The following is a 17818-nucleotide window of genomic DNA, read 5'->3' as shown; positions in this document are numbered from 1 at the left end:
ATATAAAGTTGTGATGAAAGCGAGCGAACCAATATGGAAAAGCCTTCACGGTTTTTAGCAAATTCCAGCACCGCGCTTGAGCAGTTGCGCGGGCTTATCAACCAGCACGAGTCAACACCAGGCATTCCGCTGCCCACTGAACGTGAGCTGTCGGACACGCTCGGCGTAGGGCGACGTGAAGTGCGTCGCGCGCTGGATGTGCTGGAAGAGGAAGGGCGTATCTGGCGCAAGCAGGGCAAGGGCACCTTCATTGGTCCGGCTGCCCCTGTTGAGCCGTTGGCGCTTCAGGGATTGGTTCAGCAAACCAACCTGCTGGAAGTCATGGAAGCTCGTCTACAGCTTGAACCCGGCTTAGCCCGACTTGCGGCACTGCGTGCCACCAGGGAAAACCTCGCGCTCATGCAGCGCATGCTGGAACGCATTGATAAGGTCAGTCCGGATGACCGCGATCTCAACGAACTGTGGGATAGCGCCTTTCACCGCGCCATTGCGGAAGCAGCAGGCAACCGCCTGATGCTAGGGCTTTTCGATGCGATAGATGCCGTCCGCCGGGAGCCCGGCTGGCAGCATTTGCGCGAGCTTGCCCGCACCCCTGAACGTGTCGATAGCTACAACGACCACCATCACAACATCATGTCAGCGATTATTCATCGCCAGCCTAATGAAGCAGCCGCCGCCATGCGCGAACACCTGCTCAGCCTGCAAACCGCCCTGATTCAGGCTATCCACCTTGAGGACGATTCCACGCTATGACGACGATACCCTTTAAGGACTCCACGCCCGTACTGCGGCTGCAAAACCTCAACGTTAAATTCGCGGGCTCGCCGGTAAGCGTGCTCGAAGACATCTCCCTGACGGTCAGGGCGGGAGAGACGCTGGCGCTGGTGGGCGAGTCCGGCTGCGGTAAAAGCATCACTTCCCTGGCGCTGATGGGGTTATTGCCTGCCAGCGCCCGGATCGTCAGCGGGGAGATGCATTTCCGCCGCCACGATCTGCGCAAGCTCTCGCCGCGTGAGTATGCCGATCTGCGCGGCAGCGAGCTGGCGATGATATTCCAGGAGCCCATGACCTCGCTCAACCCGGCCTTCACGCTTGGCGATCAGCTCAGTGAAGCGGTGATGCGCCATCAAACGATCTCCCGGGCTGAGGCGATGACGGTTGCGCTACAGATCCTGGAGAAGGTGCAGATCCCGGCCGCAGAGATGCGCCTCAAGGCTTACCCGCATCAGCTTTCCGGCGGTATGCGCCAGCGCGTGATGATTGCGATGGCCCTGATAAACCACCCCAAATTACTGATTGCTGACGAACCCACTACCGCCCTGGACGTGACCATTCAGGCGCAAATTCTCGCCCTGCTCAATACCTTAAAAGAAGAAACCGGCACGGCGGTGCTGATGATCACTCACGATTTAGGCGTGGTGGCCGAAGTCGCGCAGCAGGTGGCGGTAATGTACGCCGGACAGGTAGTGGAGCAGGGGAGCGTCGAGGCGATATTTGCCGACCCGCAGCATCCGTACACAATTGGCTTGATGGGCTCGATCCCCTCCCTTGGCGCACGCAAGGGCCAGCTTTCCACCATTCCCGGGTCGGTCCCGCTGCCGGAATCCATGCCTCAAGGCTGCCGCTTTGCCACCCGATGTCCCTTCGCGCAGACGCGCTGTCATGCTGATAAACCACCGCTCACTCCGCTCGGCGCGGGCCATCAGGTTGCCTGCTTCCGCGTGCCGCTGGAACAACACATTGCCCTGGGAGAAATTGCATGACCACGCCCATTCTTGAAGCCCGCGATCTGAGCAAGCTTTTCCCCGGCCCGAAAAAACTGTTTACGCCGGCCCGCTTTGTTACAGCTGTTGACCGCGTTTCGCTGTCGGTGATGCCAGGCGAAACGCTGGCCATTGTCGGCGAATCCGGTTCCGGAAAATCCACCCTCGGTCGTCTGCTGCTGCGCCTGCTGAGTGCCAGCGAAGGGCGCGTATTTTATCAGGGTGAGGAGATCACCCATGCTTCAGGTGCTCGTCTGAACCAGCTTCGGCGTGAGCTACAGATCATCTTTCAGGATCCCTTCGCCTCGCTGAACCCGCGCATGACGGTAGAGCAGATTGTTGGTGAGCCGCTGTGGCTGCATCAGAACATGAAAAAAGCGGATCGCCAGTACCGCGTTGCCGAGCTGCTCAGGACGGTCGGCTTGCCCGCGGCCTGGGCCGGGCGTTATCCGCACGAATTTTCCGGCGGGCAGCGCCAGCGTATCGGCATTGCGCGCGCGCTGGCGTCGGGCCCAACGCTGCTGCTGGGCGATGAACCGGTCTCTGCGCTGGACGTTTCCGTTCAGGCACAGGTGGTGAATTTACTGGAAAGCCTGAAGCACCAGCTGGGGCTAACGATGGTGATCGTCGCCCACGGGCTGGCGGTTATCCGTCATATGAGCGACCGCGTGGCGGTGATGTATCTTGGGCAAATCGTCGAGCTGGCCACCGTCGACGACATCTTCGACGCGCCGCTGCATCCCTATACTCAGGCGTTAATTGCCTCAGCACCGCAGATGCAGCCAGGCGTAGCGCGGGATGCGCCGCTGTTGCAGGGTGATTTACCGAACCCGGCTAATCCGCCCTCCGGCTGCCGTTTCCACACCCGTTGCCCCTACGTTACCGATGAATGCCGCCAGGTCGAGCCGATTAATCAGGTCATCGACGGCGGGCGTCAGGTCGCCTGCCACCGCTGGCAGGAGATTAACCGCGATCGCAGCGTTATCCAGATCGCACCGCCATCCGCCGCATTTTTGCGCCGCCGCGCGCTGTTTGAACACGCGGCCACTCACTCCTCCCTTCCTTCAAGGAACTCATGATAATGACAATGCGTAATTCTCTTTTGACCGTACTGGGAAGTGTTATGTTGCTTGGCGCGGCGCTGCCCGCCCATTCTGAAAGCGTGCTGCGAATCGGCCTGGGCGCAGACCCGGACATGCTGGACCCGCATCTGGCGCGTACCTATTATGGCCGCTTCGTGTTTGCCTCCCTGTGTGACCGGCTGGTGGACGTGGACGAACATCTCAAGGTGGTGCCGGGACTGGCAAAATCCTGGGCGTGGAGCAATGACGGTAAAACGCTGACCCTGGATCTCCGTGATGGCGTGACCTTCCACGACGGTGAAAAATTTGATGCCGCCGCCGCGAAATACAACCTCGACCGTGCCCTGACGTTAAAAGGTTCTCTGCGTAAAAGTGAACTCTCTTCCGTTGAGTCAGTGGAGGTCACCGGCCCGATGCAGATAGCCCTGCACCTGAAAACGCCGGATGCCGCACTTCTGATGCAGCTCACCGATCGCGCAGGCGCAATGATGGCGCCGGAAGCCGCGAAAAAAGCCGAATTTGCCGCGCATCCAGTCTGTTCCGGCCCGTATAAGTTCGACAGCCGCGTGTCGCAGGACCGCATTGTGCTGACCCGCTTCGACAACTACTGGAACAAAGACGCCTACCACTTTGACAAAATTATCTATCTGCCGATCCCGGATGCTTCCGTGCGCCTGGCGAACCTGCGCGCGGGCGATCTCGATCTGACCGAAGGCATTGCCGCCAGCGACGTCAAAACCGTCGAGGCCGACAGCAAACTGGCGCTGGCGAAGGTAACGGGCCTCGGATACCAGGGCATCACTTTCAACATTAACAATGGCAAAGTCCCGGCGAACGATCCCTTCAAAGATGCCCGCGTGCGTGAAGCATTTTCCCAGGCCATCGATCGCGATGCTTTAAACCAGGTGGTGTTCGAGGGACTTTACACTCCGGCAAACCAGGCGTTTTCGCCGGTAAGCCCGTATCACGTCAATCTTCCGGTTCCCCCGCGTGACGTCGACAAAGCCAAAGCGCTGCTGAAAGCCGCAGGTGTCACCGCGCCGCTGACCGTCAATCTGCTGGTGCCGAACAACCCAACCTCGCAGCAGGTGGGCCAGGTATTGCAGGCGATGGTGGCAGAGGCGGGCTTTAACCTGAACCTGCAAATGACCGAGTTCGCCACGCTGCTGGATCGCCAGCAGAGCGGTGACTACCAGTTGAGCTTCTCCGGCTGGTCGGGTCGCCCGGATCCAGATGGCAGCATCTACGGCTTTATCAACAGCAAAGGCACCCTCAACGATGGCCGCTACAGCAATGCTCAGGTGGATGAATGGCTAACGCAGGCGCGCCAGAGTACCGATCAGGCCGCCCGCCAGCCGCTCTATGACAAGGTGGTGAAGCAGCTGCAAACCGACATGCCGATTGCCTACCTCTACTTCGAACCGCGCATTTTTGGCCTGAACAAGCGCGTGCAGGGCTTCAAAGCGTACCCGGACGGCATTGTGCGTCTGGCTGGCTTAACGCTGGCGAAATAAACCTCCTGAGGAGAACCCATGCTGGAACTGATTTGCAAACGTCTGCTGCTGGCTATTCCCACTCTGCTGCTGGTGAGCATGATGGTGTTCGGCCTGCAAAAGCTGCTGCCCGGCGACCCGCTGATCGCCATGGCCGGGGAGGAGCGCGATCCGGCGGTGATCGCCCAGCTGCGTGCTGAGCTGAATCTGGACGCGCCGATCCCCGTGCAGTATTTCAACTGGCTGACGCGCGCGCTGCAAGGCGATCTGGGTGTCTCCTTACGCACTCATGAGCCGGTCACGCAGCTGATTGCCAGCAAGCTGCCGGTCACGCTGGAGCTGTCGCTGCTGGCGATGATTATCGCGCTGGTGTTTGGTATCAGCATGGGGATCCTCGCGGCGGTGAACAAAAACAGCTGGGTCGATCACGGGGCGAATTTTGTGGCGATCTCGGGGATCTCAATACCGCACTTCTGGCTGGGGATCCTGCTGATTCTGGTCTTTTCAGTAAACCTGCAATGGCTGCCTGCGTCCGGTTATGTGCCGTTCAGTGAAGATCCGATCCAGAACCTGCGGACATTGCTGCTGCCCGCGTCCGTGCTCGGGACCGGCCTGGCGGCAACGCTGATGCGCCATACCCGTGCGTCGATGATTGCGGTGCTGAAAGCGGATTACATCCGCACCGCGCGCGCTAAGGGGTTGCTGCCGAAAGCGGTGGTCCTGAAGCACGCCTTTCGCAACGCGCTGGTGCCGGTGATCACCCTCACCACGCTGCTGTTCGGCGAGCTGCTGGGCGGGGCGGTGCTGACCGAGCAGGTCTTCACCATTCCGGGCTTCGGCAAAATGATCGTCGACTCGGTGTTCAACCGCGATTACGCGGTGGTGCAGGGCGTAGTGCTGATCGTGGCGATCGGTTTCCTGATGCTCAACCTGCTGGCTGACGTGCTCTACGTCCTTATCAACCCGAAAATGCGAGGTTAATCATGGCGGAACTGACGACGCAAACCGTAGCGCCCGCGCTGCCGCGCGCGCAAAACCGGGTGCTGAAAAAATTCCTCGCCAATAAAAGTGCGGTGATTGGCGCGATTGTGGTGGGCTTTTTTGTGCTGGTGGCGCTGCTGGCACCGTGGATCGCGCCGTTTGACCCGGTAAAGGCTAACTTCCTCGCGGTGCGCAAAGCGCCCTCGGCGATTTACTGGTTCGGCACCGACGAGCTGGGGCGCGATATCGTGTCCCGCATTATCTGGGGGGCGAGAACCTCGCTGATGGCAGGCTGTATGTCGGTGGCGATCGCGGTTGTCATCGGCGTGCCGCTGGGGCTGGTGGCGGGGTATTTCCAGAAGATGTGGGACGGGGTGATCTTCCGCTTTATCGAGGCACTGCTGGCCTGTCCATTCCTGATCATGGCGATCGCGCTGGGGGCATTTTTAGGCCCAAGCCTGACGAATGCCATGATCGCCATTGGACTCTCGGCGATGCCGATCTTCGCCCGCCTGACGCGCGGGCAGGTGATCGCCATTCGCAACGAAGAGTATATCGACGGCGCGCGGGCGATTGGCCTGCCGGACCGCTGGATCATTATCAAATACGTTCTGCCTAACGTGATGTCACCGATTCTGGTACAGGCCACGCTGGCCATTGCCTCGGCGATTATCGCCGAAGCCAGCCTCTCGTTTTTAGGGTTAGGGCAACAGCCGCCGAACCCATCCTGGGGCTCCATGCTCAACACCGCCAAAGGGTTTCTGGAGCAGGCGCCGTGGATGTCCGTTTTCCCCGGCGTGGCGATTTTCCTTGCCGTTCAGGGCTTTAATTTACTCGGCGACGGGCTGCGCGATGCGCTCGATCCGCGCCACGACTAAGGAGTCATGATGACCAAAGCGCTCGATTTTACAACCGGTTACGATTCACGACGCCCGCCGATGATGGGCCACAACGCCGTTGCCACCTCGCAGCCGCTGGCGGCACAGGCGGGAATGAAGATGCTACAGCTGGGCGGAAACGCCGTTGATGCGGCGGTTGCCACCGCCATGGCGCTGACCGTTGTCGAGCCGACCGGCAACGGCATCGGCAGCGATGCTTTTGCCATTGTCTGGGACGGTGAAAAACTTCACGGTCTGAATGCGTCCGGTCGTTCGCCGGCCAGCTGGCATGCGGATCTGTTTGTCGGAAAAACCGCTGTACCGGAAATCGGCTGGGACGCGGTAACCGTACCGGGGGCGGTGTCGGGCTGGGTAGCGCTGGCTGAACGTTTTGGCACATTGCCGCTCACCACCCTGGCGCAGCCGGCCATTGAGTATGCGCGTAACGGTTTTCCCGTCTCTCCGCTCATCGGGCACCTGTGGCAGCGCGGTTACAACAAGCTGAAAGATCAGCCGGGCTTTAGCGCCTGCTTCGCGCCGGAAGGCCGCGCGCCGCGCGTGGGCGAGATCTTCCGTAACCCCGCGCAGGCGAACACGCTGGAGCTGATCGCCAAAACCAACGGCGACGCGTTTTACCGTGGCGAACTGGCGCAGAAAATTGCCGCCTTTGCCAAAGCACACGGTGCACACCTGACGGCTGAAGATCTGGCAAACCATCGCGTGGACTGGGTAGAACTGCTGTCGCGCGACTTCGCGGGCGGGTCGGTGCAGGAGTTGCCGCCAAACGGTCAGGGGATCGCCACCCTGATTGCGCTCGGCATTCTGGAGCAGTGCGGCATCGAGAAACATCACCCGGACTCCGTGCAGGGGCTGCACCTCTCCATTGAGGCAATGAAGCTGGCGCTGGCGGATCTCGATCGCTACGTTGCGGATGAAGAGCATATGGAGTTCGCGGCCAAAGTGCTGCTGAGCGACCATTATCTGAAGTCGCGCGCCGCGCTTATCGACCACGATAAAGCCTCTGATTTTGTGTACGGATCGCCGACGCAGAGCGGCACGGTCTACATCAGCACCGCGGACGCCAGCGGGATGATGGTTTCGTTTATTCAGTCCAACTTTATGGGCTTCGGTTCAGGCATTGTGGTGCCGGATACCGGAATCAGCCTGCAAAACCGCGGCTGCGGCTTTGTGCTCGATCCCAAACACCCGAACGCGCTGGCGGGCAGCAAGCGTCCTTTCCACACCATCATCCCGGGTTTTGCGATGGACGGTAACGGCAAGCCGCTGATGTCCTTCGGCGTGATGGGTGGCCCGATGCAGGCGCAGGGGCACATGCAGATGGCGTTGCGCATTATGCTGCACGGGCAAAACCCGCAGGCGGCGATTGATGCCCCGCGCTGGCGCGTGGTGCAGGGCAGGGAAGTGATTGTTGAATCGACCTTCGATCGCAATACCATCGCGGCGCTTCGCGAGCGCGGACACCAGATCGTGGTGGAAGATCCGCTCCAGGATTACAATTTTGGCGGCGCGCAGGTGATTTACCGTATGCCGGAAGGGCACTACGTGGCTGCGACGGAGAGCCGCAAAGACGGGCAGGCGTTGGTGAGCTGATTTATAGGCCGGGTAAGGCGCAGCCGCCACCCGGCTTTTATTCAGCCAATGCTAAACGGATCTGCATCCTGCCACGCCGGAAACTTCTCCCGATACTCCCTTAACGCCGTTAACGAAATCTCAGCATCAGTTCGTGTCGCCTGATGCGGCTCGGCGGTGGCAATAATTTCACCCTGTGGACTGATCACCCGGCTGTCACCGCGATAGTGATGCCCGTTGCCGTCCGTTCCTACGCGGTTACAGCCAACGACGTACGCCTGGTTTTCAATCGCGCGCGCTGTCAGTAGAGCCTGCCAGTGCAGGGAGCGTGGGGCGGGCCAGTTGGCGACATACAGCGCCAGATCGTAATCGTTGCGGTTGCGTGACCACACCGGGAAGCGCAGGTCATAGCAGACCAGCGGCAGAATACGCCAGCCGCGCCATTCAAATACCACGCGTTCGTTGCCGGCTTCATAATGCTGATGTTCATCCGCCATGCGGAACAGGTGGCGCTTATCGTAGAAGTGGACGTTCCCTTCCGGCTCGACGAGCAGGAAGCGGTTAACCGCTCCGCGCCCGGTCTGGAGCGCGACGCTTCCGGCAATCAGCGCGTTGGTATCCTGCGCCCTGGCGTGCATCCAGGACACCACCTCGTCCTGCGGCATAGACTGTGTTGCCGCCTCCATCGCGAAACCTGTGGTGAACATCTCCGGCAGAACAATCACGTCGCGTCCGGTTATCTCTTCCAGCTGGCGATCAAAATGGCGAAGGTTGGCGGGGCCGTCCATCCACACTAAAGGTTGCTGCAAAACAGAAATCTTTAAACCAGGCACGATACAGGCTCCTAAAAAAATACCTTTTGACACTGTAGCACGTCATTACGAGAAAATGTGGCAATAAAAAACCCCGCGCGGGGCGGGGTTTGTGGGAGCGGGATGCCTTATGCCGCTTCAGGTTTGCGGTGCTTCTCCGGCAGCTTTACCGGCTGCGTCGCCAGCTCTTCTGGTTCGAAATCATCCACATTAATACTGCGCAGACGGCTCTCTTCGGCTTTCACCAGAAGCGCGGCTTCGCTGTTGTCGATGATGCCACCCGCCAGCGCCTGTTTTGCCAGCTCGTCCAGTCGTGTAAACGGCAGGTTTTTGCCCAGCTGTTTGCAGATTTTCTGATGAATCGGGTCGGCGGCCATGACGTCCAGCAGCGCCTCTTCCAGCAAACCTACCGGGTTATGCGGGGTAGGCGCCAGGTATTGACCGCGGCCGATACGGGAACGGGTTGCGCTCGGTACCTGGAGGATCTTCGCCACTTTGTGATCCAGCTTGTCGGACGGCGCAAGATAATGACGTCCGGTAGGGAAGATCGCCACGCGCAGGGCGCCGGCCACAAAGCGGTTCGGGAAGTTTGCCAGCAGATCGTCAATCGCCTGTTCGGCCTGATACAGCGCATCCTGTACGCCCCAGTGCACCAGCGGCAGATCCGCTTCCTGACGGCCTTCATCGTCGTAGCGTTTCAGCACCGCAGAGGCCAGGAAAATCTGGCTCAGCACATCACCCAGACGGGCAGAGATGCGCTCGCGGCGCTTCAGGCTTCCGCCCAGAACGGCCATGGAGACGTCAGACAGCAGCGCCAGGTTAGCGCTCAGACGGTTCAGGTGCTGATAGTAACGTTTGGTTGCATCCCGGGTCGGCGTCGCGCTGGTCAGCCCGCGCGTCAGGCCGAGCCAGAAGCTGCGAACTTCATTGCTGCCGACGTGACCGATATGTTTGAACAGCAGTTTGTCGAAGGCATCCACGTCGTTATTCTGCGCGGCGGCCATCTCTTCCAGCACGTAAGGATGGCAGCGGATCGCCCCCTGGCCGAAGATCATCATGCTGCGGGTCAGGATGTTTGCCCCTTCCACGGTGATGGCAATCGGTGCGCCCTGATAACCGCGCGCCAGGAAGTTGCCTTCGCCCAGCATAATGCCTTTACCACCAGCGATATCCATTGCATCAATAATTGACTGCTGGGCGCGGTGGGTACAGTGGTACTTCACAATCGCCGACAGCACGGCAGGTTTTTCGCCCAGCATAATGCCGTAAGTAATCAGCGAGGCTGCGGCGTCCATGACGTAAGCGTTGCCCGCGATACGCGCCAGCGGCTCTTCGATGCCTTCCATCTTGCCGATAGAAATTTTGAACTGGCGGCGGATATGAGCGTACGCGCCAATCCCCATCGCCACGGACTTCAGACCGCCTGTCGAGTTCGACGGCAGGGTAATGCCGCGGCCCACAGACAGACATTCCACCAGCATACGCCAGCCCTGGCCGGCCATTTTCGGACCACCGATGATGTAATCAATCGGGACAAAGATATCCTGACCGCGGGTTGGGCCGTTCTGGAACGGCACGTTCAGCGGGAAGTGACGACGACCAATTTCCACGCCCGGCGTTGAGGTTGGGATCAGCGCACAGGTAATGCCCAGGTCTTCTTCGCCGCCCAGCAGTTTTTCCGGGTCGGAGAGCTTAAAGGCCAGGCCCAGCACGGTGGCGATAGGCGCCAGGGTGATATAGCGTTTGTTCCAGGTCAGGCGCATGCCCAGCACCTGCTGGCCCTGCCATTCGCCCATGCAGACCACGCCGGTATCCGGGATTGCGCCAGCATCAGAACCGGCTTCCGGGCTGGTCAGCGCGAAGCACGGGATTTCCTGACCGCGCGCCAGACGCGGCAGGTAGTGATCTTTCTGCTCTTCCGTACCGTAATGCTGCAACAGCTCGCCCGGGCCTAAGGAGTTTGGTACGCCAACGGTGATCGCCAGGATCCCGGAAACGCCCGCCAGCTTTTGCAGGACGCGAGCCTGAGCGTAAGCGGAGAATTCCAGGCCGCCGTACTCTTTTTTGATGATCATCGCGAAGAAGCGATGCTCTTTCAGGTATGCCCACAGCTCCGGCGGCAGGTCGGCCATTTCATGGGTGATCGCAAAGTCATTGGCCATGCGGCACGCTTCTTCCACCGGGCCATCAATAAAGGCCTGTTCTTCGGCGGTCAGACGCGGCTGCGGATAGTTGTGCAGCTTTTTCCAGTCCGGGTTGCCCTGAAACAGATCGCCTTCCCACCAGGTGGTGCCGGCATCAATCGCTTCTTTCTCAGTACGCGACATCGGCGGCATCACTTTACGGAAGCCCTTAAACACCGGCGCGGAGATCATCGACTTACGCATCGGCGTCAGGTTGAACGGCAGCAAAATAATTGCCAGCGGGACGAGGACCCAGATATTCCACAGGCCAGCGACGCCAAGTGCAGCCGTCCATGCCAGAAGAATCAGGCTGCTCAGGAATAAACTGACGCGGTGATAGAACAACACGCCGAGCAGAACAACGGTTGCGAGAATGCTCAAAATCATCATAAAGAAAAGCTCCCTTGCTTGTAGGAGGTCTGACCACTTGTGATGATATGGTTGTAGTTGATGTCATTTCCTTTAGCAATGTGTTTACAAAATAATTACAACCTGGTTCACATTGTTCGCGTTTTAGCCGGCACAAAAAATCAAAACGCCGGACGATTCGCATGGCTTTAGCTTCTCGCTTTTAGCGCTATCCGGTACACTCCACTGTGTTATTTCATCAATACTGAAGGATTATCCTCATGTACCAGGATCTTATTCGTAACGAACTGAACGAAGCGGCGGAAACGCTGGCGAACTTTCTGAAAGATGATGCCAATATTCACGCTATTCAGCGCGCGGCGGTCCTGCTGGCCGACAGCTTCAAAGCCGGTGGCAAAGTGCTTTCTTGCGGTAACGGCGGCTCCCACTGCGACGCCATGCACTTCGCAGAAGAGCTGACCGGACGCTATCGCGAAAACCGTCCGGGTTACCCGGCGATTGCGATTTCCGACGTCAGCCACATCTCCTGCGTAGGCAATGACTTCGGTTACGACCACATCTTCTCCCGCTACGTTGAAGCGGTAGGCCGCGAAGGCGACGTGCTGCTGGGGATCTCCACGTCCGGTAACTCCGCTAACGTGATCAAAGCGATTGACGCGGCGCGTGAGAAGGGCATGAAGGTGATCACCCTGACCGGGAAAGATGGCGGTAAGATGGACGGTACGGCGGACGTTGAAATCCGTGTTCCACACTTCGGTTATGCCGACCGCATTCAGGAAATTCACATCAAAGTGATCCATATCCTGATTCAGTTAATCGAAAAAGAGATGGTTAAGTAAGGCTTCGCTGGGGGGCGCCGGTGCCCCCCGCTGTTGTGGAGGTAATCTATGTGCGAACTGCTCGGGATGAGCGCCAATGTGCCAACCGATATCTGCTTTAGCTTCACCGGGCTGGTTCAGCGCGGTGGAGGAACCGGGCCGCATAAAGACGGCTGGGGCATTACCTTCTACGAAGGCAAAGGCTGTCGCACATTTAAAGATCCGCAGCCCAGCTTTAACTCACCCATTGCCAAACTGGTGCAGGACTACCCCATTAAATCCTGTTCGGTGATCGCCCACATTCGTCAGGCCAACCGCGGTGAAGTGGCGCTGGAAAATACCCATCCGTTTACCCGTGAACTGTGGGGCCGGAACTGGACCTACGCGCACAACGGCCAGCTTACGGGCTATAAATCGCTGGAAACCGGGAATTTTCGACCGGTTGGCGAAACCGACAGTGAAAAAGCGTTTTGCTGGCTGCTGCACAAGCTGACCGAGCGCTACCCGCGCACGCCCGGCAACATGGCCGCCGTCTTTAAATACATTGCATCGCTGGCGTCGGAATTACGCGAGAAGGGCGTTTTCAATATGCTGCTGTCAGACGGGCGTTACGTGATGGCGTTTTGCTCCACGAATCTTTTCTGGATCACGCGCCGCGCGCCGTTTGGCGTCGCCACGTTGCTCGATCAGGATGTGGAAATTGATTTTCAGAAGGAGACCACACCGAACGATGTGGTCACCGTCATTGCAACGCAGCCGCTGACGGGCAACGAAACCTGGCAAAAGATCATGCCAGGCGAGTGGGTGCTATTTTGCCTCGGGGACCGCGTAATTTGACGCAAGCTGCGGCTGAACCACTTCGTGGCTGAGCGGTTTACTCACCACGTAACGGCCATTGACGATGGATACCACCGGCGGCTTATGGGTCTGCTCGAAGTAGTCATAGCCCGGTTTTAGCTGTTTCCAGAAATCCGTGTACACAGAGTACTTATGGCGCGCCATGTTGGCATCCGTCATACGGAACGGATAAATGCTGACCTGAACATTCGGCTGACCAAAGACCAGAGCGCCGGTAACAAACTGGAAAATCTCATCAATGCCGGAATCCGTCATCGCATAACAGCCGACAGACACGCAGGCGCCGTGGATCATCAGGTATTTACCCTCGTAACCGTGAGCGCGGTCGAAGGCATTAGGGAAACCGATGTTAATCGCTTTATAGAAGCGGCTGTCCGGTTTTAGCTGATTACGCTGAACGTTATAAAACCCTTCCGGACTTTTGAAGTCGCCCTGACGCTGTTTTGGCCCCAGCCCGCCAGAGTAGTTACAAATTTTGTAGCTATCGAGCAGCTGATACGTCTCGCCCATTTTGACAAACAGATCGAGTGTGCGCTCTTCCTTGAAGATTTGAATATAAACCGGGGATCCCATCAACTGCTGTTTATATTCTTTGCTGACCGGCGTCGTTGAACTGTTACTGCCGAGCAGCCCGGCAAACGACATGCACGGTATCAGAAGCATCGCAATGAACAATGCGATTTTACGCATACTACTGGTTCCTTGATAAAACAATGACCAACTTGCCAGAACGGCAAAAGACACCCGAAATCAGACTAATCTGGACAGGAGCGCTCACATTAGCACCGATGGAGATTTTCGCAAGAGCCAACCTTTGCGTTTACAAATTAGTTTTACTTTATAACCCATTCAAATTGCCGTGACTCCAGGAACTTTGCGCAATAGCTCGCATTTCGGCGCGCCAGACGGCGGATTTGCTGCCCTTGCAGGGGCGGGAAATGGTACACTCCGGCCACTCTGGATTGTTGTTCATGGATACCTGCTAACCACATGTTTAGAATCAGAAAAGGACTCGATCTGCCAATCTCTGGCGTGCCTGAACAGCACGTAACAACCGGCGCCAGTATTCACCATGTCGCTCTTGTGGGTGATGATTACGTGGGCATGCGTCCTGCGATGCTGGTACAGGAAGGCGATCGCGTAATAAAAGGACAGGCGCTTTTCGAGGATAAAAAAAATCCTGGCGTTATGTTTACAGCCCCTGCCAGCGGCACCGTCGTGGCCATCCATCGTGGTGAGCGTCGCGTCCTGCAATCGGTCGTTATTCAAATTGAAGGTGACGAAAAACGCGAGTTTGCGCGTTTTGACGCCGCCGATCTCGCTACCCTCAGCCACGACGCGGTGCAGACGCAACTGCTGGAGTCCGGTCTGTGGACGGCGCTTCGCACGCGTCCCTATAGCAAAACGCCCGTGCCAGGCACCGTACCCGCCGCTATCTTTGTCACGGCCATCGACACCAACCCGCTCAGCGCGGATCCGCAGCCTATTATCCTGGCCGAACGAAAAGCTTTCGATGCCGGTCTCACCGTGTTAACGCGCCTGACGCCGGGCAAAGTGCATGTTTGCCAGGCCAGCGGCGGCAAGCTGGGCGGGCATCCGCAGGGGCAGGTCGCTTTTAATGAATTTGCCGGCCCGCATCCAGCCGGGCTGGTGGGAACGCATATTCACTTCCTGGAGCCGGTGAGCCTGACGAAACAGGTCTGGCATCTCAATTACCAGGACGTTATTGCTATCGGTAAGCTGTTCACCACGGGTGAGCTGTGCGCGGAACGCATTATTGCCATCGGTGGCCCTCAGGCAACCCAGCCGCGTCTGGTTCGCACACTGCTTGGATCAGATTTAACTGCGCTGCTGGCTGGCGAAACGAAAGAGGGCGAAAACCGCATTATTTCCGGTTCGGTGCTGAGCGGCAGGCACGCGACAGGCCCGAAGGCCTGGCTGGGGCGTTTCCATCTTCAGGTGAGCGTAGTGCTTGAAGGGCGCGAGAAAGAGCTGTTCGGCTGGGTGCTGCCTGGCGCGGAAAAATTCTCCGTGACCCGCACCACGCTGGGCCACTTCCTGCGTCATAAGCTGTTTAACTTCTCCACCAGCACGAACGGCGGCGAGCGCGCCATGGTCCCGATTGGCAACTACGAACGCGTTATGCCGCTGGATATTCTGCCTACCGTGCTGCTGCGCGATCTCCTGGCTGGCGATACCGACGGTGCCCAGGCGCTGGGCTGCCTGGAGCTGGATGAAGAAGATCTGGCGCTGTGTACCTATGTGTGTCCAGGTAAATACGAATACGGACCCGTATTGCGCGAGGTGTTAACCCGCATTGAGCAGGAAGGATAACCATGGGCTTAAAACACCTCTTCGAAAAAATTGAGCCGCATTTTACCGAGGGTAAGCTGAAGAAGTACTACCCGCTGTATGAAGCGACAACGACCATTTTCTACACCCCTGGGCTGGTGACGAAAGGCGCGGCGCACGTTCGCGACGCCATCGACCTCAAGCGAATGATGATTCTGGTCTGGTTTGCGGTCTTCCCGGCGATGTTCTGGGGGATGTATAACGTTGGATTGCAGACGATCCCGGCGCTGCACCATATGTACGATGCAGAGCAGCTGGCGCAGGTGATTCAGTCTGACTGGCACTACCGTCTGGCGCAGTCTCTTGGCGTAAGCTTTGCGGCAGATGCCGGCTGGGTCAGCATGATGACCCTGGGCGCCGTCTTCTTCCTGCCGATCTATATGACCGTCTTTATCGTGGGCGGTTTCTGGGAAGTCCTGTTCGCTATCATTCGCAAGCATGAGATCAACGAAGGTTTCTTTGTTACCTCTATTCTGTTTGCGCTGATTGTTCCGCCCACGCTACCGCTCTGGCAGGCGGCGGTGGGGATCAGCTTTGGCGTGGTCATTGCTAAAGAGATCTTCGGCGGGACCGGACGTAACTTCCTCAACCCGGCGCTGGCGGGGCGCGCGTTCCTGTTCTTTGCCTACCCGGCGCAAATCTCTGGCGACCTGGTGTGGACGGCTGCGGACGGATTCTCGGGTGCAACGCCACTTTCACAGTGGGCGGCAGGCGGCGGCGAAACGCTGGTCAATAATGCCACCGGCCAGCCTGTCACCTGGTTTGATGCGTTTCTTGGCAATATTCCAGGTTCTATCGGTGAAGTGTCTACCCTGATGATCGTGATCGGCGGGGCCATCATCCTCTTTGGCCGCGTGGCCTCCTGGCGTATTGTCGCAGGCGTCATGCTCGGGATGGTACTCACCGCCACGCTGTTCAATTTCATTGGTTCAGACACTAACCCAATGTTCTCCATGCCGTGGTACTGGCACCTCGTGCTGGGAGGCTTTGCGTTTGGCATGATGTTCATGGCCACCGATCCCGTCTCGGCTTCGTTTACCGACAGGGGGAAATGGTGTTACGGCGCGCTCATTGGGGTGATGTGCGTACTGATTCGCGTGGTCAACCCGGCCTATCCGGAAGGGATGATGTTGGCCATTCTGTTTGCCAATCTGTTTGCGCCGCTGTTCGACTACCTGGTCGTGCGCGCCAACATTAAGCGGAGGAAGGCGCGTGGCTGAAATCAAAAATAACGACAGCATCAGCAAAACGCTGCTGGTGGTGCTGGTACTGTGCCTGGTCTGCTCAATCGTGGTTGCCGGCTCTGCCGTAGGGTTAAAACCGCTACAGCAGGAGCAACGCGCGCTGGATAAACAGCGTAACATCCTGGCCGTTGCCGGGCTGATGCAGGAAGGCATGACGAAGGACGACGTCGCGGCCGTGTTTGCAGAACGCATTACCGCCCGGCTGGTGGATTTAAAAACCGGCGAACTGATGGATAAAGACCCGGCGAAATATAACCAGGCGCTGGCGTTAAAGGATCCGCAGATGAGCACCGTGCTTGACGCCTCGCAGGATCCGGCTGGCATTAAGCGCCGCAGCAATGTCGCGGAGATATACCTCGTCCGTGACGAGCAAAAGCGCATACAGGAAATCGTGTTGCCCATCTACGGCAACGGCTTGTGGTCAATGATGTACGCCTTTGTGGCGCTGGATACCGATGGCCGTACGGTCAAAGGCATTACTTATTACGATCAGGGCGAAACGCCGGGGCTGGGGAGCGAGGTTGAAAACCCTAACTGGCGCGCGCAGTTTGTCGGTAAAAAAGTGCTCGACGACAACGGCCAGCCTGCGCTCAAGGTGGTGAAAGGGGGCGCACGTCCCGGCGATGAGTTCGCCGTTGACGGTCTTTCCGGCGCCACGCTCACCTCTAACGGGGTGCAGCACAGCTTTGATTTCTGGATGGGTGAACTGGGCTTTGGTCCCTTCCTGAAGAACGTACGTGAAGGAGCGCTGAACAATGGCTGATACGGGTGAACTGAAAGAAGTTAAAAAGGTGCTGATTGGCCCACTGTTAGCCAATAACCCGATAACGCTTCAGGTGCTGGGCGTGTGCTCGGCTCTGGCGGTGACCACCAAGCTGGAAACGGCGGTGGTGATGACGCTGGCGGTAACGCTGGTGACGGCGTTCTCCAGCATGTTTATCTCAATGATTCGCCACCACATACCCAACAGCGTAAGGATCATCGTCCAGATGGCGATCATCGCCTCGCTGGTGATTGTGGTCGATCAGCTCCTGCGCGCCTTTGCTTATGAAACCTCGAAGCAGCTTTCGGTGTTTGTCGGCCTGATTATCACCAACTGCATCGTGATGGGGCGTGCTGAAGCCTATGCGATGAAAATGCCGCCGCTGGCAAGCTTTATGGACGGTATCGGCAACGGGCTGGGTTACGGCGTGATCCTGCTGACGGTCGGTTTCCTGCGCGAGCTTATTGGCAGCGGCAAGCTGTTTGGCATTCCGGTGCTGGATACGGTACAGAACGGCGGCTGGTACCTGCCGAACGGCCTGTTCCTGCTGGCCCCAAGCGCATTTTTCATTATCGGTTTGCTGATCTGGCTGATTCGTACGCTGAAGCCTGAGCAGCAGGAAAAGGAGTAAC

General features: G+C 58.2%; 16 protein-coding genes. 13 read left to right on the top strand and 3 right to left on the bottom strand.

Features of this window, described 5'->3' with window-relative positions; genetic code table 11:
* Positions 1-33: 33 nt before the first annotated feature.
* From IM300_RS21255 to IM300_RS21225, 7 genes are read left to right on the top strand one after another with little or no spacing between them, the layout of a single operon-like run.
* Positions 34-753, top strand: a complete 720-nt coding sequence (locus tag IM300_RS21255; protein WP_063451779.1) for a FadR/GntR family transcriptional regulator — start codon at positions 34-36, stop codon at positions 751-753.
* Entirely contained in the window at positions 750-1763 is a 1014-nt protein-coding gene (locus tag IM300_RS21250; protein WP_193038228.1) for an ABC transporter ATP-binding protein, read from the top strand. Before IM300_RS21255 ends, IM300_RS21250 begins: the two co-directional genes overlap by 4 nt.
* The gene (locus tag IM300_RS21245) at positions 1760-2842 is read left to right on the top strand and encodes an ABC transporter ATP-binding protein (protein WP_063869182.1); all 1083 of its coding nucleotides are present in this window, start codon (positions 1760-1762) and stop codon (positions 2840-2842) included. Before IM300_RS21250 ends, IM300_RS21245 begins: the two co-directional genes overlap by 4 nt.
* Positions 2843-2844: 2 nt before the next feature.
* Positions 2845-4359 carry an ABC transporter substrate-binding protein gene (locus IM300_RS21240; protein ID WP_193038226.1) on the top strand — a complete coding sequence of 505 codons (1515 nt, stop codon included), beginning with the start codon at positions 2845-2847 and terminating at the stop codon, positions 4357-4359.
* An 18-nt stretch (positions 4360-4377) separates the two neighbouring features.
* Positions 4378-5319 (top strand): ABC transporter permease, encoded by a 942-nt coding sequence (locus IM300_RS21235; protein ID WP_063451776.1) that lies wholly within the window; start codon positions 4378-4380, stop codon positions 5317-5319.
* A 2-nt stretch (positions 5320-5321) separates the two neighbouring features.
* Positions 5322-6197 (top strand): ABC transporter permease, encoded by an 876-nt coding sequence (locus IM300_RS21230; protein WP_193038224.1) that lies wholly within the window; start codon positions 5322-5324, stop codon positions 6195-6197.
* A 9-nt stretch (positions 6198-6206) separates the two neighbouring features.
* Positions 6207-7808, top strand: coding sequence for a gamma-glutamyltransferase family protein (locus IM300_RS21225; protein WP_193038236.1), 1602 nt, complete (start codon positions 6207-6209; stop codon positions 7806-7808).
* A gap of 41 nt (positions 7809-7849) precedes the next feature.
* Here IM300_RS21225 and IM300_RS21220 read toward each other — a convergent pair whose 3' ends face one another.
* A complete protein-coding gene (locus IM300_RS21220; protein WP_193038222.1) occupies positions 7850-8620 on the bottom strand; it encodes an amidohydrolase in 771 nt (256 codons plus the stop codon).
* A 107-nt stretch (positions 8621-8727) separates the two neighbouring features.
* Positions 8728-11172, bottom strand: coding sequence for an acyl-CoA dehydrogenase FadE (gene fadE / locus IM300_RS21215; RefSeq protein WP_107534761.1), 2445 nt, complete (start codon positions 11170-11172; stop codon positions 8728-8730).
* A 239-nt stretch (positions 11173-11411) separates the two neighbouring features.
* Here fadE and lpcA point away from each other — a divergent pair, with 239 nt between their 5' ends.
* Together lpcA and IM300_RS21205 are read left to right on the top strand one after the other, a co-directional pair.
* On the top strand, positions 11412-11990 hold the full coding sequence (gene lpcA, locus IM300_RS21210) for a D-sedoheptulose 7-phosphate isomerase (RefSeq protein WP_063869169.1): 579 nt from the start codon (positions 11412-11414) through the stop codon (positions 11988-11990).
* Between the two features lie 48 nt (positions 11991-12038).
* Positions 12039-12806, top strand: coding sequence for a class II glutamine amidotransferase (locus IM300_RS21205; RefSeq protein ID WP_102750185.1), 768 nt, complete (start codon positions 12039-12041; stop codon positions 12804-12806).
* Here the strand turns inward: IM300_RS21205 and dpaA are convergent.
* A complete protein-coding gene (dpaA, locus tag IM300_RS21200; protein ID WP_063451772.1) occupies positions 12777-13517 on the bottom strand; it encodes a peptidoglycan meso-diaminopimelic acid protein amidase in 741 nt (246 codons plus the stop codon). The two genes, IM300_RS21205 and dpaA, sit on opposite strands and share 30 nt — an antisense overlap.
* Before the next feature lie 300 nt (positions 13518-13817).
* Between dpaA and IM300_RS21195 the strand changes: the two genes are divergently transcribed.
* Genes IM300_RS21195 through IM300_RS21180 form a run of 4 tightly spaced genes read left to right on the top strand, consistent with a single transcriptional unit; the run spans position 13818 to position 17817 of the window.
* Positions 13818-15161 (top strand): Na(+)-translocating NADH-quinone reductase subunit A, encoded by a 1344-nt coding sequence (locus IM300_RS21195; protein ID WP_107534763.1) that lies wholly within the window; start codon positions 13818-13820, stop codon positions 15159-15161.
* A 2-nt stretch (positions 15162-15163) separates the two neighbouring features.
* Positions 15164-16399 (top strand): NADH:ubiquinone reductase (Na(+)-transporting) subunit B, encoded by a 1236-nt coding sequence (locus IM300_RS21190; protein WP_193038220.1) that lies wholly within the window; start codon positions 15164-15166, stop codon positions 16397-16399.
* Complete coding sequence (locus IM300_RS21185) at positions 16392-17186, top strand: Na(+)-translocating NADH-quinone reductase subunit C (RefSeq protein ID WP_193038218.1); 795 nt, start codon at positions 16392-16394, stop codon at positions 17184-17186. The genes IM300_RS21190 and IM300_RS21185 overlap by 8 nt, the downstream gene beginning before the upstream one ends.
* Positions 17179-17817 (top strand): NADH:ubiquinone reductase (Na(+)-transporting) subunit D, encoded by a 639-nt coding sequence (locus IM300_RS21180; RefSeq protein WP_003863219.1) that lies wholly within the window; start codon positions 17179-17181, stop codon positions 17815-17817. The genes IM300_RS21185 and IM300_RS21180 overlap by 8 nt, the downstream gene beginning before the upstream one ends.
* Position 17818 lies beyond the last annotated feature (1 nt).

This window comes from Enterobacter cloacae complex sp. I2 (assembly GCF_014896205.1).
Classification (GTDB): Bacteria; Pseudomonadota; Gammaproteobacteria; order Enterobacterales; family Enterobacteriaceae; genus Enterobacter; species Enterobacter quasihormaechei.
The sequence above is the reverse complement of the archived record's forward strand: the minus strand, read 5'-3'. Positions and strand labels throughout refer to the sequence as shown.

Bases quoted from the DNA above. Each gene is read 5' to 3' on its own strand.
- IM300_RS21240 (WP_193038226.1), top strand. From the start codon at position 2,845: ATGACAATGCGTAATTCTCTTTTGACCGTACTGGGAAGTGTTATGTTG.
- fadE (WP_107534761.1), bottom strand. From the start codon at position 11,172: ATGATGATTTTGAGCATTCTCGCAACCGTTGTTCTGCTCGGCGTGTTG.
- IM300_RS21255 (WP_063451779.1), top strand. From the start codon at position 34: ATGGAAAAGCCTTCACGGTTTTTAGCAAATTCCAGCACCGCGCTTGAG.
- dpaA (WP_063451772.1), bottom strand. From the start codon at position 13,517: ATGCGTAAAATCGCATTGTTCATTGCGATGCTTCTGATACCGTGCATG.
- IM300_RS21205 (WP_102750185.1), top strand. From the start codon at position 12,039: ATGTGCGAACTGCTCGGGATGAGCGCCAATGTGCCAACCGATATCTGC.
- IM300_RS21180 (WP_003863219.1), top strand. From the start codon at position 17,179: ATGGCTGATACGGGTGAACTGAAAGAAGTTAAAAAGGTGCTGATTGGC.
- IM300_RS21250 (WP_193038228.1), top strand. From the start codon at position 750: ATGACGACGATACCCTTTAAGGACTCCACGCCCGTACTGCGGCTGCAA.
- IM300_RS21235 (WP_063451776.1), top strand. From the start codon at position 4,378: ATGCTGGAACTGATTTGCAAACGTCTGCTGCTGGCTATTCCCACTCTG.
- IM300_RS21225 (WP_193038236.1), top strand. From the start codon at position 6,207: ATGACCAAAGCGCTCGATTTTACAACCGGTTACGATTCACGACGCCCG.
- IM300_RS21245 (WP_063869182.1), top strand. From the start codon at position 1,760: ATGACCACGCCCATTCTTGAAGCCCGCGATCTGAGCAAGCTTTTCCCC.
- IM300_RS21230 (WP_193038224.1), top strand. From the start codon at position 5,322: ATGGCGGAACTGACGACGCAAACCGTAGCGCCCGCGCTGCCGCGCGCG.
- IM300_RS21190 (WP_193038220.1), top strand. From the start codon at position 15,164: ATGGGCTTAAAACACCTCTTCGAAAAAATTGAGCCGCATTTTACCGAG.
- IM300_RS21195 (WP_107534763.1), top strand. From the start codon at position 13,818: ATGTTTAGAATCAGAAAAGGACTCGATCTGCCAATCTCTGGCGTGCCT.
- lpcA (WP_063869169.1), top strand. From the start codon at position 11,412: ATGTACCAGGATCTTATTCGTAACGAACTGAACGAAGCGGCGGAAACG.